Genomic DNA, 16,338 nt, shown 5'->3' with positions numbered 1-16,338 from the left:
GACGTGCCGCGGCCGAACAGCCCCGAGCGGTCGCCGAGCACGAGGATCGCGAGATCCGACTCCTCTGCCAGGCGCGCTGCCGCGGCGATGCCCGTACGGTCACCGTCGTCCACGCCCGTGCCCCGCGCGACCTGGATCGTCGCGCCGGGCAGCTCCTCGCGCAGCGCGTAGAGGAGCGTGGGCGCGGCGATGCCGGACTCGACCCCGGGGAAGTGCGGCAGGACATGGTTGACGAACGAGTAGCAGCCGAACAGGGCGGTGACGCTGTCGGCGTTCGGGCCGATCACGGCAACGGTCTTGCCCGCGGCGTCGCCGAGCGGGAGCACGCCGTCGTTCGTGAGCAGCACGATCGACTCCTCGGCCAGGCGCCTGGCCAGGTCGCGGGACTCGGGGTCGTCGAGGTCCACCGGCCCGGACGGCTCGGGCTCGTAGCCGTCGTCCAGCAGGCCGAGCCGGGCCTTCTGCAGCAGTACGCGGCGCAGCGCCCGGTCGACGAGGGCCTCGTCGATCCTGCCTTCGGTGACCGCCTGCTTCAGCGGCTCCAGGTACGCGACCCCGGTGGGCAGCTCGACGTCGATGCCCGCCGTGAGCGCCTGCACGGCCGCGTCCTCGGCGCCGGAGGCCACGGCGTGCAGCGTGTGCAGGAAGGCGACCGCGAAGTAGTCGGCGACGACGGTGCCCTCGAAGCCCCATTCGTCCCGGAGGATTCGGGTGAGGTAGTACGGGTCTGCGGCGATCGGGATGCCGTCGATCTCGGCGTAGGAGTTCATGACCGAGCCCGCCCGCGCGTCCTTGACCGCGACCTCGAACGGGAACAGCAGCGTGTCGGCCACCTCGCGGGCACCGGCGTGCACGGGTGCGAGGTTGCGGCCGGCGCGGGAGTTGGAGTAGCCGACGAAGTGCTTCAGCGTGGCGATCACGCCCGTGGACTGCACGCCGCGCACGTAGGCCGCACCGATGGTCGCGACCTCGTACGGGTCCTCGGAGATGCACTCCTCGACCCGTCCCCAGCGCTGGTCGCGGATCACGTCGAGCACCGGGGCCAGGCCCTGGTGCACGCCGAGCGTTCGCATGCTCGCCCCGATCCTGGCGCCCATCAGCTCGACCAGTTCGGGGTCGAACGAAGCGCCCCACGCGGGCGGCACCGGGTACGTCGTGGCCCGCCAGGCCGCCAGCCCGGTCAGGCACTCCTCATGGGCGAGCGCGGGAATGCCGAGCCGGGTGTGGTCGCGGAGCCAGCGCTGCCGCGCGGCCAGCGCCGTGCTCGCCCACTCGGGGTCGACCGGCCTGGTGCCGTAGTGGCGGGTGATCTGACCCAGGCCATGGCGCGCGAACGCCTCGAACTCGACGTCCTCGCCCTGCATCGAGTCCTGCAATGGCGCGACGACGCCTTCCTCGCGGTTGACGTTCAGCCACACGCCCACGAGCTGAGCGAGCTTCTCGTCGAGCGACATGTCCGCAAGCAGTTCCTCGACCCGTTCCATACACCCTCGATCGGCGGTTAGTGGATCGGAAAGTTTCTGGCATACTTTCCGAAAGATTACCGTGACATTGCCGAGGGGTTACGCTAGGCTCGGGCCCGCAGAGATGTCAACAGCACTGATCGGGCAGCAGCATGCTCCCAGGTCAGCAGGAAACCTGCGGTTTCCAGCAGTTTCCGAAAGTTGTCTGGGAGGTCCTGTGGGTCGAGCCACGCTGGCCGACGTCGCGGCCGCCGCCGGGGTGTCCGTGCCGACGGTCTCCAAGGTCCTGAGCGGGAAGAAGCACGTCTCGGCCGCCACCAGGGACAAGGTGCTCGAGGCGGTCAGGGCCTTCGGTTACGAGGCTCCGCGCCCGCCGAGCAATCCCCGGGTCGGCCTCGTTGATCTGCTCATAGACGGGCTCGGCTCGCCGTGGGCCCAGGTGCTGATCAGGGGGGCGGAGCAGGCGGCGTCGCGGTGGGGCTTCTCGCTCGTGGTGACCTCGTCCTTCCGGGCCGACTTCGACCTGCGGCGCTGGATCGGGATCGTGCGCAAGCGCGGCACCGACGGGATCGTGCTGGTGCTGTCGCGGGCCAACCAGGAGGAGATCGCGGCCATCGAGGAGCTGCTGCACGTCCCTCTGGTGCTGCTCGACCCGGTGGGCCAGCGCGATCCGCGCATCTCCACCGTCGGCGCCACGAACTGGTCGGGCGGCGTCATGGCCACCACCCACCTGCTGGAGCTGGGGCACACGAGGATCGGCTTCATCGGCGGGCCGCTCGACACGCAGTGCACGCTCGACCGGTATGAGGGTTATCTGGCGGCCCACCGTACGTTCGGGATCGACCCCGATCCCGGGCTGACCCGTTACGGCGACTTCCTCATCTCGGGCGGCAAGGAGTTCGGGGCCGAGCTGCTCGACCGCCCAGACCGGCCGACCGCCATCTTCGCCGGGTCGGATCTGCAGGCGGCGGGCGTCTACCAGGCCGCGACCGAGCTCGGGATCCGAGTGCCGGACGAGCTGTCGGTGGTGGGGTTCGACGACTCGACGTTGTGCGAGATGATGTCGCCGCCGCTCACCACCGTCCGCCAGCCGCTCGACGACATGGCCAACGAAGCGGTCCGGCTCATCTCGGAGGAGCTGACCCACCCGAGGGGCCCGGCGGGGACGCGCATCGAGCTCGCCACCACCCTCATCGTCCGGGCCAGCAGCACGCGACCCAGATCGTGAACAGCGGGCTTGGTGGATTCCGGCCGCCCTCGCCATAGTCGTCACATGATGATCACCAAAGAGCTGCGCGTGTCCGCGTACGCCATCTGCATCGACGACGGCGAGATCCTCCTCGCGCGATGGGTCAGCCCTACCGGCGAGCGCGTCTGGACCCTCCCGGGCGGCGGCATCGACCACGCCGAGGACCCCGTGGACGCCGCGATCCGCGAGGTGGAGGAGGAGACCGGCTACACGGTGGCGATCGAGACCCTGCTGGGCATGAGCACCCTGCACCGCCGCTACCCCCGCGGCGAGGACCGCGAAGCCGACTTCCACGGCCTGCGCATCGTGTACGAGGGCCGCATCACCGGCGGAGTCCTGCGGCACGAGGTCAACGGCAGCACGGATCGGGCCGCGTGGGTGCCCCTCGACCAGGTGGCCGGCCTCGAACGGTCCGAGGTGGTGGACGCCGGCCTCGAGCTCCACCGCGTACGGCCCCGGAACGGCAGGGTGACCTAGGCGGCGTCATGGTGCCCGGGACAGGATGAAGTCCTCGTATCCGTCGGGCAGCCGCATGCCGCGCGACAACATCCAGTGCACCCGCCCGGCCCCCGTCAGCGCGAGCGTCGCACGGTAGCCGAGCTCGACGTCCGCCCTCGCGAACCGCCCGCCCGCCCCGGCCAGGTAGTCCTCCACCGGATCCACGAACGTGGTCAGCGCCAGCGCCGCCAGGTCCGCCCCGACGGGAGCCGCACCGAGCGTGGCCCAGTCGAGCGCCACAGTCGTTCCGCCCCCGGTGCCCGACTGGGCCACCAGGTTCGCGGCCGAGAAGTCGCCGTGCGTCAGGACGACGGGCAGCCGCGCCAGCTCCGCGAGCAGCTCGTCCTGCCGCTGCCACAGCCGGGCGACGCGCGGGTCGGCGTCCACGGGGGTCCATTCGCCGGCCGCGAGCCGCTGGGCGAGCTGGTGCCCGGCCAGCCAGGGCACGTCCGGCAGCGTCGCGCCCGCCTGCCAGGCCCCGAGCCTGCGGGCCGCCCGCCCCGGCAGCTCGGGCCCGCTGCCCGCGACGTCGGCCAGGTACAGCACGTCGCCCACGACGCCGTGACAGCGCGGCGCGGCCAGCCCGGGTCCGGTGGGGAGCAGGCCGCTCGCGTACGCCAGGGGCTCGCGCCTCCGGTACGCCCAGTGGCGGGGGTCCCCGGCGTACGGGGCGTGCCGTCCGGACCGCAGGGGGCGAACCTCCTTGCGCACCACGGTGAACGGCACCTCCTCACCCCCGCACCGGGCCACGCCGGACAACCTGGTCACGGACCCGGTCACCGCCCCCGAGCTCCCGCCGATCGGCTCGCTCCGGCACGTCACCACCACCCCGTCCGACCGCCCCAGGACAGAGGCCAGGACGGGCTCGGGCAGCCGGTCATCCATGGGCGTCCTCCGCGTACGGGAGCGCGATCCCGATCACCCGCCGGTAGGCCGCGACGTGGCCGGGAGCCCACGTCGCCGCGTCGTGGGTGACGATCCGGTAGATGAGGGCGCGCACCAGCATCTGGCCCCACTCCGGCAGGTACGACCAGCGGGCGGCCAGCTCGGGCGACGCGCCGTACCAGCACAGCGCGTCCGCGACCGCGACCGCCGCCGCCCACAACGGCGGCCGCCAGTAGACGGGCCAGTCGATGACCGCCGGTGGCAGGCCGTCGGCGAACAAGACGTTGCCCAGCAGATCCCCGTGCACGGCCTGCGACGGCGGCTCGACCGGCCGGCGCGCCCGCACCAGCGGCTCCACCAACTCCAGCCCCACGGGGCCGGCCCGGACGGGGAGCTCCTCCCATGCGACGCGATCTCCGTAGGACCACGGGTTGTCACGCAGGTCCAGGTACGCCGGCCGCTCCAGCCCGCTGATGACCTTGTGGAAGGCCGCGCCGGCGCGCAGCACGTCGTCCTGCCGCCGGACGTCCGGCTCGCCGGGGACGAACCGGCACGCCTCCCAGCCCTGTGTCACCCACGCGCCGTCCTGGGCCCGTACGGGACGGGCGATCCGGAAGCGGGACGAGCCGGGCAGCGCGTCGAGCACGTCGGCCCGCCACAACGTCTCGGGCAGGAACTCCACGGGCTTGAAGACCAGCGCGCCGGGCCGCCACGCACCACCGAGGTCGACCGGCTCCCCCGCGACACCGTAGGCCGCGACGACATCGGCCGGGGGCGGGGTGCCGGTCACGGGGAGTCGAGCCAGGCATCCACGTCCGCCCTGAGCCGGGCTTTGAGCCCTTCGGAAGCGAACGACGCGTCGATCGAGGCCCGGGCCAGCTCCGCCAGCTCCTCATCCCCGTACCCGAACACCTCCCGCATCCGGGCGTACTCGCCGGCCAGCTCCGTCTCCCCGTCCGTGTTGATCGTGACCGCCAGCCCCGCCTCGCGCAGCCGGGGCAGCGGGTGCTCGGGCAGCGAGGGGACGAGCCCGAGCAGGACGTTGGAGGTGGGACAGACCTCCAGCGGGATCCCGCGCTCACGCACCTCGGCCACCAGCGCGTCGTCCTCCAGCACCCGGATCCCGTGGCCGAGCCGCTCGGCCTGCCCGAGGTCGAGCGCCTCGCGGATGCTGGCGGCGCCGGCCGCCTCGCCCGCGTGGTGCACCAGGTGCAGCCCGGCGTCCCTGGCCGCCTCGAAGACCTCCGCGAACGGCGCCAGCGGGTACGCCTCGTCACCGGCCAGCCCCATGCCGATCACCCGGTCGTAGCGGCCGGCCAGCTTGAACGTCCGCCACAGCCGCTCCACCGGCCGCCGCCTGGAGTGGTCGAGCAGTACCCGGCACTCGATCCCGTACCGTGCCTCGCCCTCGGCCAGCCCGTCGAGCACGGCCTCCAGCGGCATCTCCGGCTCCCCCACCCGCTCGCCGTGGGCGGCGGCGGTGAAGGTCACCTCCACGTACCGGGTGCCCTGGGCGGCCTCGTCCTCGCAGAACTCCACCGCGATCCGCCGGAAGTGCTCGGCCGTGCGCAGCAACTCCCGCACCCGCGCCCGCTCGTCGCCGAACTCTCTGAAGCTGGCGAACAGCTCGCTGCGCTCGGGCGTGCCGCCCAGGTCGCGCACGGTCTCGGGCCGTACGGTGCTCTCCAGGTGTACGTGCAGGTGGGCCTTGGGCAACGCCCGTACGTCTCTCACTCCCGACACACTAAAGGGAGGCCCCTGTCATATGCATTCGGATATTCGCGGCATACGGTTGGGGAATGACCCTGGTTCTGGTCCACGGCGTTCCCGAGACGGCCGCCGTCTGGGATCCCCTCCGCGCGGCCCTGAGCCGCAGGGACGTGCGCGCCCTCGCGCTGCCCGGCTTCGGCTGCCCCAGGCCCGATAGTTTCACTTCCACGAAGGAGGAGTACGTCGCCTGGCTGGCCGGCGAGCTGGAGTCGATGGCGGGCGACGAGATCGACCTGGTCGGCCACGACTGGGGCGGCGGCCTGGTGGTGCGCCTCGTCAGCATCCGCCCCGAGCTCGTGCGTTCCTGGGCGAGCGACGCCGCCGGCATCGGACACCCCGGCTTCGAGTGGCACGACCTGGCCAAGCTCTGGCAGACGCCGGGGGCCGGGGAGGCGTTCTTCGAGCAGCAGCTGGCCACGCCCGTGGAGGAGCAGGCCAAGGTGTTCGAGGGCTTCGGCATTCCGCACGAGCACGCCCTGCGGATGGCGTCCGCCGCGGACCAGGTGATGGCGGACAGCATCCTGGCCCTCTACCGGTCGGCCCTGCGCGTCGGGGAGGAGTGGTCGCCGGCGTTCGCGGACATCCCCGCGCCCGGCCTGGTCCTGGCCCCCTCGGACGACCCGTTCCTGGTGCGGGACCTGGCACACGAGAGCGCGTCCAGGGCGGGCGCCGCGGTGGCCGCCCTTCCGGGGCTTGGACACTGGTGGATGCTCCAGGACCCGGCGGCGGGCGCGGCGCGGCTGGAAGCCTTCTGGGCCTCCGTCAGCTGATCTTGGTGATGCGGATCTTCGACTGCTTGTGCGGCCCCCGCTCCCAGTCCTCCATGAAGGTCGCCCCCAGCCCGTACCTCCCGGCCAGGGCCACCAGCGTCTCGGTGCGGTAGTAGAAGTCCTCCCGCAGCACGTGGTGCTCGTTCCCCTCGGTCCGGTCGAAGGTGAAGTCGAACCACCCGCCCGGCTTCATGATCCGCCCCACGTGGGCGAAGCACTCCTCGATGACGTGCAGCGGCGAGTGGGAGAAGACGCTGTGCGCGTGCACGACGTCGAAGTGCTCGTCGGGCAGGAACGCGAACCGCAGATCCCGTACGGGCGTGAGATGAGGCAGCTTGTCGCGCAGCCCATGCTGGGCGATCGTGTCCTGAGCGGCCATGAGGATGTCGGGCGAGATGTCGATGCCGTAGTAGTTTCCGCTGTGCAGGTAGTCGATGAACAGCCGCCCGGCCCGCAGGTTGCCGCACCCGATCTCCAGCATCCGGCATTCCGGCTTGAGCCCGTGCCCGACCAGGTAGTCGAACTGCATGCGGCCCAGCGCCAGCCACCGTTTGTGGGTGTGTGAGCCGACCGCGCCCTTGGGATCGCGCGCGGTGTCGGACTTCATGACGGCCCGGTAGTAGGCGATGTGGTCACGCGTACGCAGCCGGAACCACGTGTCGCGCGCCAGCCGCCGCAGATGGGGCGCGATCTTGTCCGGGTTCTTGACCGCGTAACCGACCTGGTGGACGAGGCTCGAACGGGAGCGTTTCACGTCTCGGAATCTAGACGCCGCGCATGGCCCTCCACCTGCCCATGGCAACAGTCTTGAGTTTCCGTTTGCGTAGCCTTTCTGACAGGGGGTTCAGCTCAGGTAGTCGCGCAGCGCCAGGGAGCGAGAGGGGTGGCGGAGCTTGGACATGGTCTTGGCCTCGATCTGCCGGATGCGCTCGCGGGTGACGCCATAGACGCGGCCGATCTCGTCGAGCGTCCTCGGCTTGCCGTCGGCCAGGCCGTACCGCATGCTGATCACGCCTGCCTCGCGCTCGGAGAGCTGGTCGAGCAGGGCGTGCAGCTGCTGCTGGAGCAGGGTGAACGAGACCGCGTCGGCCGGGGAGACGGCCTCGGTGTCCTCGATGAGGTCGCCGAACTCGCTGTCGCCTTCCTCGCCCAGCGGCATGCTCAGGGAGATCGGCTCACGGCCGTAGCCCTGGACCTCGATGACCCGGTCGACCTCGAGCTCGGTCTCCTTGGCGATCTCCTCCGGCGTGGGCTCGCGGCCCAGGTCGCTCTGCAGCCGGCGCTCCACCCGCGCCACCTTGTTGATCAGCTCGACCATGTGCACAGGGATCCGGATCGTGCGGGCCTGGTCGGCCATGGCCCTGGTGATGGCCTGCTTGATCCACCACGTCGCGTACGTCGAGAACTTGTAGCCGAGCCGGTAGTCGAACTTCTCGATCGTCCGGATCAGGCCCAGGTTGCCCTCCTGGATCAGGTCGAGGAAGAGCATGCCGCGGCCGGTGTAACGCTTGGCGATGGAGACGACCAGCCGCAGGTTGGCCTCCAGCATGCGGCGCTTGGCCCGCTCGCCGTCGTCGGCGATCCACTCCAGATCGGCGCGCAGCTCGGCGGGCAGGCCCGGCTCCGTCTCGAGCCGCTCCCTGGCGAACAGCCCGGCCTCGATGCGCTTGGCCAGCTCGATCTCCTGCTCGGCGGTGAGCAGCGGCACGCGCCCGATCTCCTTGAGGTATGCCTTGACCGAGTCGGCGCCGACGGCCGTGCCACCGTCGGCGACGTTGTCGTCGAGTTCGAGAACCTCTGCTGCTTCGGACAAAACACTCTCCTCGCTCGCTTTGGACACACGACGCTTTGAACTTGGGTCGGACCTGAAACTTGGGGCCTTGGCCATCGCCACCTTTGGGTTTGGAGGGACGAGAAAGCGGGAGACCGTGCGAGACCGTCTCTGACCACGCTACCCAACTGTTCATAGAACGTGGCTTCGACCGGGTCGTGATTCCCGCCATCGGCGATTACGCCAACCGCTGACCAGCTGCGCCTCTACGGGCACGTCAGCGGCGTAACGACCCCACGTAGGCGGCGGCCTCCGTCAGCAGGCGGCGCCAGACGTCCTCGTCCGGCACCCGCAGTGCCACCCACTCCCGCATCCGCCGCGCCCCCATCACCATCACCTCGGCGGTCCCCTCCCTCACCAGCTCCCCCGCCCGCGCGGCCGGGAGCTTGAGCACAACCCCGCCCTTGGTTTTGGAGAAGAACGCATAGACCTTGCCGTTGACCTTGAGACCCTCGGCGTGGAACATGCGCCCCAGGCTCACCTCGGGCCGGGCGAGGTGCTCCATGATCAGGTCGTCGTAGAGCTCCTGGGCGGTAGCCATGCGATGCTCCCTTCCTCGACACCCGCGAACGCCATCAGGCGCGCCCCCTCCGCCGCCAGCTCCTCCATCACGCCGTCGGACAGCGGGTGGAAGGGCTCGATGGTCAGCGCGCCGTTCTTAAGGTCCCACATGCCATCGACAGTTCCGTCGACGAGGAAGGTTGGGTAGATGACCGCTCCCACGCAGATCTCCTTGCGCTGTGAGGGGGTCATGAGGCGGCTGCGGTCGTGGAAGGCGACGATGAGGTTGTCGAACCAGGGCAGGAAGCGTACGGGAGCGGGCACGTCCTCAGCGGCGCACGGGGCATCAGGCAGGTCATAAAGGATGCGTCCCTCGATGTCATGAAATTTCCGTAAAAACGGCATCGCTTCCATCGCCGACCGCAGCCGCGTCAACCCCGACCACATCTGCACATCCATGACGCTCGCCGGCCCGAATGCCGCCAGATACCGCACCACCAGCCGCTCCACGGGCGGCGACGCCTCCAGCGACCGCCCGAGCCACTCCTCCGCGAGCGTGAACGGCGTGGCCCCGCCCGTACCCCAGATGCCGTTCGGCGGAGTGTGCACGACCGGCACCAGTGCCTGCGCCGACCACCCCAGCACCGCCGGATCCACCGAGGGCCACCGCTCGTGCAGCAGGTCGCGCAGCTGGGGCCGGGTGAGCGTGCGCCCGGCCAGGTGCTTGCGGGCGAGCCCGACCAGCTCGTCGAGATCAACGTCCCGCATCACCCGCCCGAACGCCGCCTGCCTGCTACGCGAGAGCACCACCTGCACCAGCGGCCGGATCCACAGATAGTCGCCGGCCAGCGCCAGATGCTGGGTCCCGCGCAGCAACGACCCCCGCACCACCTGCTTCCCGTACAGCAGGGCAGCCAGGTCCGGCTGGGTGAAGGAGGCCAGGCGCGACCACAGCCCGATGTACGGCGCGTCGATCTCCTGCCCCTGTAGCGCGACCAGGCGCTCAATGGCCTCCAGCGGGGAAAGGGGCGAGCGGCGGAGCAGAAGCTGGCGGTCGAGCGTGGTGCGGGCGAGGACCCGGCGGTTGAGGATCATGCGAGGAGCGTACGAACTAATGCGGCAAGGATCCTTCCGCGTTGCACAGCTCAGCCGGGATCAGTCCACGACTTCGAGTGACGGGGCCGCGTCGGGCTCGGCGAAGGCCAGCAGCCGCAGCCCCTCCTCCTCGAGCAGGTCCAGCGAGGTCGAGGTGAACGGGCTGATGAGCAGCTTGGCCCGCTTGGCCGTGCGCTTGATCTGCCACGTCCCGGCCGCGAAGCCGTCCACCAGGTAGACCGCCTTGACCCGGAGGTTCTTGGTGGCGACCAGGCCCTTGTACTCCTCGGCGAGCACGCGGGTCCGGTCGGCGTGGCCCAGGATCAGCGTGTCGAAGTCGGGCAGGAACCGCACGGGCGCGGGCACTGCGCCGTCCGGCCTGGGCGCGTCCGGCAGGTCGTACAGCTCCCTCCCCGTGAAGTCCTCAAGCCTTTCCAGGTCCATGCCGGACATGATCCGCTTGAGGCCGCCCAGCCCGGACCAGGTCTGCACGTCGGCGGGCGTGGCCGGGCCGAACGCGGCGAGGTAGCGCTCGATCAGCGTCTCCACGCCGGCGGGTGACGGGGGGATGCCGGGCAGGCCGAAGGCGGACTCGCGCGGGAAGCTCCACCGGTCCTCGGTCGGCACCATGATCAGCGGGGTGAGCATGCGCACGGCGTACCCGAGCGCCCGGTCGTACTCGCCGGGGAACTCCTCCAGCAGCCTGGGCCGCAGCTCGTTGAAGGTCATCGGCCCCGCGGCCAGCAGCCGGTCGGCGGCGGCCACCACCGCGTCGAAGTCGAGCCCGTCGAAGCGGCGCGCGGCGGCGGCCAGCACGGGCTCCAGCACCGGCCGGAACGCGGCGAAATCGGCGGCCGTCACCAGGTGCAGCGTGGCTCGCCACATCGTGGCCCGCACCAGCGTGCGCGCGTGCAGCGCCCCGTGCAGGTCGTCACGCGCGAAACCCTCCAGCCTGGACCACACGCCGAGGTACGGGGGCCGCGGCTCCTGCGCCTGCAGTCCGACCAGGCGATGCACGATGTCCGCCACGCCACCCTTGTGCCGGTCGAGAAGGTACTGGCGAGCCAAAGTGGCCCGGTTGAGGTCCCTGAGGGTGAGCATCTACCTATCATGCCCTTCCCTATCGAATCGGTACGTTCCCTCTATCCGGCCCTGGCCGACGGCTTCGCCTACCTCGACGGCGCGGCCGGCACGCAAACCCCTCAGCCGGTGATCGACGCCATCTCCGCCGCCTACCGGACCGGCATCGGCAACGTGGGCGGCGCCTTCCCCGCCAGCCACCGCTCCGACGCCATCGTGGCGGGCTGCCGCGCCGCCGTGGCCGACCTGGTCGGCGGCCACCCGGACGGCGTGATACTCGGCCCGAACATGACCACCCTGACCTACCGCCTGGCCAGGGCCATCGCGGGCCCGGGCGACGAGGTGGTCGTCTCCAGGCTCGACCACGACGCGAACGTCCGCCCGTGGACCCAGACCGGCGCCACCGTCCGCTGGGCGGAGGTGGACCCGGTCACCGGGGAGCTGCCGGTCGAGCAGTACGCGGAGCTGATCGGCGAGCGCACGAGGCTGGTGGCGGTGACGGCGGCCAGCAACATCCTCGGCACCCGCCCTGACGTGCCCGCCATCGCCGAGCTGGCGCACCGGGCGGGCGCGCTGATGTACGTGGACGGCGTGCACGCCACCCCGCACGGCCCGATGGACATGCGCGCGCTCGGCGCCGACTTCTACGCCACGAGCGCGTACAAGTGGTCGGGGCCGCACATCGGCGCTGTCGTGGCCGAGCCGGCCCTGCTGGAGACGGTCAGGCCGGACAAGCTGGCGTCCTCGTCTGACACGGTGCCGAACAGGTTCGAGACGGGGACGGCGGCCTTCGCCGACCTGGCCGGGGTGGCGGCGGCCGTGGACCACCTGGCCGCCATGGTGCCCGGCGCGGGAACCCGCCGCGAACGCCTGCTGGCCTCGATGACCGCGGCGGAGGAGCACGAGCTGGGCCTGTTCGCGGTGCTGCTCGAAGGGCTGGAGACGATGCCGCACGTCACGGTGTACGGCAAGCCGGCCAGGCGGACCGCCACGGCCTACTTCAACGTGGCCGGGCACCCCCCGCGCCAGGTGGCCGAGCACCTGGCCGGGCTCGGCGTGAACGTCTGGAACGGCCACAGCTACGCCTGGGAGCTGACCGCCGCGCTCGGCATCCGCGACTCGGGCGGGGCGGTGCGCGCGGGCCTGGTCCACTACAACGACCGCTCCGACGTGGACCGGCTGCTCGACGGGGTGGCCCGCCTGGGATGAGAAAAGGGGGGGACCCCACCCGGCGGCGGCGGGGTGGGGTCCCGTCTAGGACCGGAGGTTACCGGGTCGGGGTGCAGTGCTTCCACCCCGAGTTGTAACCCTCCGAGAAACCGTGCTGGTAGACGCCGGTGCCCATGTTCTTGGACCGGAGGTCGTACGGCATCTTGCCCCTGCAGTCAGCTCGCCCCTCGGTGAAGCCGGCAGTCCGGCCGCGCTTGTACTGCTGCCTCTCCCTCTGCCTCTCCTTGGGCGGCTGGACGTGCGTGCTCGTCTGAGAGATCGTCGCGGTCGTGTCCGCGAGGGCCTGGGTGGCCGAGGCCGTCGAGGCCGCGACCGGTCCGAGCGTGACAGCGGCGAGAAGTGCTGGAACAGCCAGGATCAGGCTCTTCTTGATGGGCATCCTGGTCTCCCTTCCTGTCACCACACAGCGTGGCCGGGGCGGTGTCACCACGCCGTGACGGCGGCGTGACGGGCGCGTCACCGGCCCGGCTCAGCGGTCGCGCGCCGAGCGCAGACCCGCGACCAGGTCGCACAATCGGGGAGTCGGCTGTAGCTCGAGCTCGCTGTGGAGGTTTCGCTCGTACAGCTGGAAGTGGCGCAGAGCCTCCGCCTGGTTACCCTCCGCGAGATGGGCCTCGATAAGCGCGGCGCAGGCGCTTTCCCGCAAAGGGTCGGCGTGCGCGGCCACGCTCGCGGCCGTCACCGCCTCGGCGAACCGCTCCTGCCGGACGAAGATCGCCGACAGCGCCTCCAGCGCGTGCAGCCGCAACTGATGCCACTCGTCCGCGGCGCCGAGGACCCATTCCTCGTACCAGCCGGGCAGCAGGCCGTCGGACAGCACCTCGACGGACTGCACGCTGACCTCGGCCTCCTCGAGCTCGGCGGCCGGGTCGAGCAGGCGCCGCGCCAGCGACCGGGCCTCGTCGAAGTCCACGCCGGCCTCCGGGCACAGCCCTATCTCGGTCGCTCCGACCTCCAGCATCCGCCGCCCGACGCCGTCGAGGCGGGCCAGCGCGGAACGCAGGTTGGCCTGCGCGCGCTTCTCCGGCGTGTCGGGCCAGAGGGTGGTCGCCATCATGCTCCGGGGAACCGTCCTGCGGCTGATGGCGAGGAACGCGAGCAGGCGTTCGGACCCGCTGGAGACGGTGAGCTGCTCGCCTCCGGCCAGCAGCCGGAAGCCCCCCAGAAGCGCGAGGCGGAACGGTCGCGGGCTGCTCTCCACCATCTTCCGGTCCCCTCGTGGTACGGGCTCAGACTCGTACGGTTGGGGCGCCAGTGCTCACGATACCTGCCGGGCCCGGCAGGAGCCGGTAATGGCCGCCGCCGGAATGAACGGCGGTCGTCCGGTGCTTCCAGGGACGAAGTCGTACATGAAAGAAGGCGTGTCCCATGTCCCCGCAGGCCGACGCGGCCCGGCTCATCGTGCAGGCACTGGAGGCGGAAGGCGTCAAGTACGTCTTCGGCATCCCCGGTGAGGAGAACATCCACTTCGTCGACGCGCTCCAGGACTCCTCCATCCGCTACGTGCTCGTACGCCACGAGCAGGCCGCGGCGTTCATGGCCGAGATCTACGGCAGGCTGACCGGCAAGGCGGGGGTGGCCTCGGCCACGCTCGGCCCGGGCGCGATCAACCTCCAGCTGGGCGTGGCCGACGCCACCACCAACAGCACCCCGGTGGTGGCGATCACCGCGCAGGTCGGGCTCGACCGCATCTACAAGGAGTCGCACCAGGTGGTGGACCTGGTGTCGTTGTTCCGGCCGATCACCAAGTGGGCGGAGCTCGTGCCGTCGCCGCAGGCGCTGCCCGAGATGATCCGCAAGGCGTTCAAGACCGCCCAGACCGAACGCCCAGGCGCCGTCTACCTCGCCATCCCCGAGGACGTCGAGTCGGCGCCGGTGCCCGCCGGCCTGCGCCCGCTCCCCCTGAACGTGGTACGTCCCCAGGACCCCTCGCCCGCCCAGATCGCCCGCGCGGCCGACGTGCTGGCCGCCGCGCGCCGCCCGATCGTGCTGGCCGGGCACGGCGCCACGCGCGCCGGGGCCGCGCAGGCGCTGGTGCGCTTCTCGGAGCGGCTCGGGCTGCCGGTGGCGACCACGTTCAACGGCAAGGGCGTCTTCCCCGACGACCACCGGCACGCGCTGGGCGCGGTGGGGTTCATGCGGCACGACTACGTGAACTTCGGGTTCGACGAGGCGGACGTGCTGATCAGCGTGGGGTACGAGCTGCAGGAGTTCGACCCGGCCAAGATCAACCCGCTGCGGGACAAGAAGATCATCCACATTCACCAGTTCCCGGCCGAGGTGGACGACCACTATCCGGTGGCGGTCGGCGTCCAGGGGGACATCTCGCGGTCGCTGCACGCGCTCGGCGACGCCGTGCACCGGCGCTTCGAGATCAACGGCACCGGGGAGAAGATCCGCCGCATGGTGCGGGAGGAGTTGGAGCAGGGGCGCTCGGAGAGCGGGTTCCCGATGTCGCCGCGCCGGGTGGTGGCCGACATCCGCGAGGCGATGGGGCGCGAGGACATCGTGCTGGCGGACACGGGGGCGGTGAAGATGTGGATGGCCCGCATGTACCCGACGTACGAGCCGAACACGATGCTGGTCTCCAACGGTCTGTCGTCGATGGGCTTCTCGGTGCCGGGCGCGCTGGCGGCCAAGCTGGCCTTCCCGCACCGCAAGGTGCTGGCGGCGACGGGTGACGGGGCCTTCCTGATGAACTCGCAGGAGCTTGAAACCGCCGTGCGGGAGCGGATCCCGTTCGTGGTGCTGGTGTGGGTGGACGACGCGTACGGGTTGATCGAGTGGAAGATGGACCTGGAGCTGGGGCGTGCCTCCAACGTCGCGTTCGGCAACCCGGACTTCGTGAAGTACGCGGAGAGCTTCGGGGCACGGGGCTACCGGGTCACCAGCGCGGACGAGCTGCTGCCGACGCTGCGGAAGGCACTGGCGGACGACGCGGTGTCGGTGATCGCGGTACCGGTCGACTACTCGGCGAACCTGGAGCTGACCGACAAGCTGGGCGAGCTCACCGGCCCCTTCTGAGCTCGCAGGCCGAGGACCTCCACAGGCCGCCCCGACTCACGAGCCGCCCGCGCCGCCTCGGCCTCGGTCACTTGGGGCAGCGGGTCGGCCGTCCGTGCGGGCCTGCGCTCCCCGCCCTGGGACCGCGCCCGAGGACGGGACGGCGAGGCACGACAAGGCCATGGCCGCCATCGCTGACACCGACGTCAGGGTCCAACGAGTTCTCACACCGCGCTCCCACCGGCTCCGCGTCAACGTGGGCCGGCAGACCCTTCTGGCGGCCTGGATCAACAGTGACGACGGCCGGTAGACGGCGCGTTCAGATCTTGTAGATCACGTGTTGACCCGGCGTCCCGGCCGCGCGTCCGGACGGCGTCGTCCCAGGTCCGGCGTGCGGGCGCGGCGGTTGCCGGTGCGGCGGCTCCTCGAGTCCCGGAGCGCGAGCCGTAAGATCGGCAAGGTGAGCCTGCCCGCCGTCCCCGAGGTGATGGCGCCGCCGGTCGAGCCGGCGCGCGACCCGTACCACGTCTATCTCGACTCGCTCACCAGCCCCGAGTCGCGCCGCACGATGCGCGGCTGCCTCGACCGGCTGGCCAAGTTGCTCACCGGCGACGAGAGCGCCACGGGCGCGGGCCAGCCGTGGCATTTGCTGAGGTACGAGCACACGGTCCGCATCCGTACGATGCTCACGGACCAGGGCTGGTCGGCGGCCTACGTGAACAAGCACCTGGTCGCGCTGCGGCGGGTGCTGAAGGAGGCGTGGCGGCTGGGCCAGACCAGCGCCGAGGACTTCGCCCGCGCCTCCGACCTGGCCCCGGTACGCCAGAGCCGCCTGCCCACCGGGCACCACGTGCCGCCCGAGGTGGTCGGAGCGGCCCTGTCGGCCTGCGACGACTCGCCGGCCGGGGTCCGGGACGCGGCCGTGATCGCCGTCCTGTACTCCACCGGCTGCCGCCGCGCCTC

At 71.1% G+C, this 16,338-nt stretch carries 17 protein-coding genes and 1 pseudogene; 7 read left to right on the top strand and 11 right to left on the bottom strand.

Annotation, left to right across the window (positions count from 1 at the left end):
• Positions 1-1,484: glycoside hydrolase family 3 protein (locus AB0J09_RS33125; protein ID WP_360699453.1), on the bottom strand; the 1,484-nt coding region annotated here is incomplete at its 3' end.
• A 196-nt stretch (positions 1,485-1,680) separates the two neighbouring features.
• Here AB0J09_RS33125 and AB0J09_RS33120 point away from each other — a divergent pair.
• Entirely contained in the window at positions 1,681-2,691 is a 1,011-nt protein-coding gene (locus AB0J09_RS33120; protein ID WP_360699451.1) for a substrate-binding domain-containing protein, read from the top strand.
• A gap of 45 nt (positions 2,692-2,736) precedes the next feature.
• Positions 2,737-3,189 (top strand): NUDIX hydrolase, encoded by a 453-nt coding sequence (locus AB0J09_RS33115; protein ID WP_360699449.1) that lies wholly within the window; start codon positions 2,737-2,739, stop codon positions 3,187-3,189.
• Between the two features lie 6 nt (positions 3,190-3,195).
• Here AB0J09_RS33115 and AB0J09_RS33110 read toward each other — a convergent pair whose 3' ends face one another.
• The 3 genes from AB0J09_RS33110 to add are packed head-to-tail and all read right to left on the bottom strand — an operon-like array spanning position 3,196 to position 5,829.
• A complete protein-coding gene (locus tag AB0J09_RS33110; protein WP_360699447.1) occupies positions 3,196-4,095 on the bottom strand; it encodes a phosphotransferase in 900 nt (299 codons plus the stop codon).
• Positions 4,088-4,885 (bottom strand): TIGR02569 family protein, encoded by a 798-nt coding sequence (locus AB0J09_RS33105; protein ID WP_360699445.1) that lies wholly within the window; start codon positions 4,883-4,885, stop codon positions 4,088-4,090. Before AB0J09_RS33105 ends, AB0J09_RS33110 begins: the two co-directional genes overlap by 8 nt.
• Positions 4,882-5,829, bottom strand: coding sequence for an adenosine deaminase (gene add, locus AB0J09_RS33100; protein ID WP_360699443.1), 948 nt, complete (start codon positions 5,827-5,829; stop codon positions 4,882-4,884). The genes AB0J09_RS33105 and add overlap by 4 nt, the downstream gene beginning before the upstream one ends.
• Before the next feature lie 65 nt (positions 5,830-5,894).
• Between add and AB0J09_RS33095 the strand changes: the two genes are divergently transcribed.
• Complete coding sequence (locus AB0J09_RS33095) at positions 5,895-6,635, top strand: alpha/beta hydrolase (RefSeq protein WP_360699441.1); 741 nt, start codon at positions 5,895-5,897, stop codon at positions 6,633-6,635.
• Here the strand turns inward: AB0J09_RS33095 and AB0J09_RS33090 are convergent.
• The 5 genes from AB0J09_RS33090 to AB0J09_RS33070 form a co-directional block, all read right to left on the bottom strand.
• Positions 6,628-7,389 carry a class I SAM-dependent methyltransferase gene (locus AB0J09_RS33090; RefSeq protein ID WP_360699440.1) on the bottom strand — a complete coding sequence of 254 codons (762 nt, stop codon included), beginning with the start codon at positions 7,387-7,389 and terminating at the stop codon, positions 6,628-6,630. The two genes, AB0J09_RS33095 and AB0J09_RS33090, sit on opposite strands and share 8 nt — an antisense overlap.
• A 90-nt stretch (positions 7,390-7,479) precedes the next feature.
• A complete protein-coding gene (locus tag AB0J09_RS33085) occupies positions 7,480-8,523 on the bottom strand; it encodes an RNA polymerase sigma factor (RefSeq protein WP_360699438.1) in 1,044 nt (347 codons plus the stop codon).
• A gap of 160 nt (positions 8,524-8,683) precedes the next feature.
• Positions 8,684-9,007 carry a hypothetical protein gene (locus AB0J09_RS33080; RefSeq protein ID WP_360699436.1) on the bottom strand — a complete coding sequence of 108 codons (324 nt, stop codon included), beginning with the start codon at positions 9,005-9,007 and terminating at the stop codon, positions 8,684-8,686.
• Positions 8,974-10,062 (bottom strand): winged helix DNA-binding domain-containing protein, encoded by a 1,089-nt coding sequence (locus tag AB0J09_RS33075; protein ID WP_360699434.1) that lies wholly within the window; start codon positions 10,060-10,062, stop codon positions 8,974-8,976. The genes AB0J09_RS33080 and AB0J09_RS33075 overlap by 34 nt, the downstream gene beginning before the upstream one ends.
• A gap of 60 nt (positions 10,063-10,122) precedes the next feature.
• Positions 10,123-11,163, bottom strand: coding sequence for a winged helix DNA-binding domain-containing protein (locus AB0J09_RS33070; protein ID WP_360699432.1), 1,041 nt, complete (start codon positions 11,161-11,163; stop codon positions 10,123-10,125).
• 9 nt (positions 11,164-11,172) lie between these two features.
• Here AB0J09_RS33070 and AB0J09_RS33065 point away from each other — a divergent pair, with 9 nt between their 5' ends.
• Positions 11,173-12,351 (top strand): cysteine desulfurase-like protein, encoded by a 1,179-nt coding sequence (locus AB0J09_RS33065; protein ID WP_360699430.1) that lies wholly within the window; start codon positions 11,173-11,175, stop codon positions 12,349-12,351.
• Between the two features lie 58 nt (positions 12,352-12,409).
• Here AB0J09_RS33065 and AB0J09_RS33060 read toward each other — a convergent pair whose 3' ends face one another.
• Together AB0J09_RS33060 and AB0J09_RS33055 are read right to left on the bottom strand one after the other, a co-directional pair.
• The gene (locus tag AB0J09_RS33060) at positions 12,410-12,751 is read right to left on the bottom strand and encodes a hypothetical protein (protein WP_360699428.1); all 342 of its coding nucleotides are present in this window, start codon (positions 12,749-12,751) and stop codon (positions 12,410-12,412) included.
• A gap of 90 nt (positions 12,752-12,841) precedes the next feature.
• Positions 12,842-13,576 (bottom strand): BTAD domain-containing putative transcriptional regulator, encoded by a 735-nt coding sequence (locus tag AB0J09_RS33055; RefSeq protein WP_360699426.1) that lies wholly within the window; start codon positions 13,574-13,576, stop codon positions 12,842-12,844.
• 164 nt (positions 13,577-13,740) lie between these two features.
• Here AB0J09_RS33055 and AB0J09_RS33050 point away from each other — a divergent pair, with 164 nt between their 5' ends.
• The 3 genes and pseudogenes from AB0J09_RS33050 to AB0J09_RS33040 all read left to right on the top strand — a co-directional run.
• Entirely contained in the window at positions 13,741-15,396 is a 1,656-nt protein-coding gene (locus AB0J09_RS33050) for an acetolactate synthase large subunit (RefSeq protein ID WP_360699424.1), read from the top strand.
• A 160-nt stretch (positions 15,397-15,556) separates the two neighbouring features.
• The gene (locus AB0J09_RS33045; RefSeq protein WP_360699422.1) at positions 15,557-15,685 is read left to right on the top strand and encodes a hypothetical protein; all 129 of its coding nucleotides are present in this window, start codon (positions 15,557-15,559) and stop codon (positions 15,683-15,685) included.
• Positions 15,686-15,835: 150 nt separating this feature from the next.
• Positions 15,836-16,338, top strand: a pseudogene (locus AB0J09_RS33040) (integrase); the annotation flags it as partial.

This window comes from Nonomuraea sp. NPDC049784 (genome assembly GCF_040659615.1).
In the GTDB taxonomy this organism is placed as follows: Bacteria; Actinomycetota; Actinomycetes; order Streptosporangiales; family Streptosporangiaceae; genus Nonomuraea.
The sequence above is the reverse complement of the archived record's forward strand: the minus strand, read 5'-3'. Positions and strand labels throughout refer to the sequence as shown.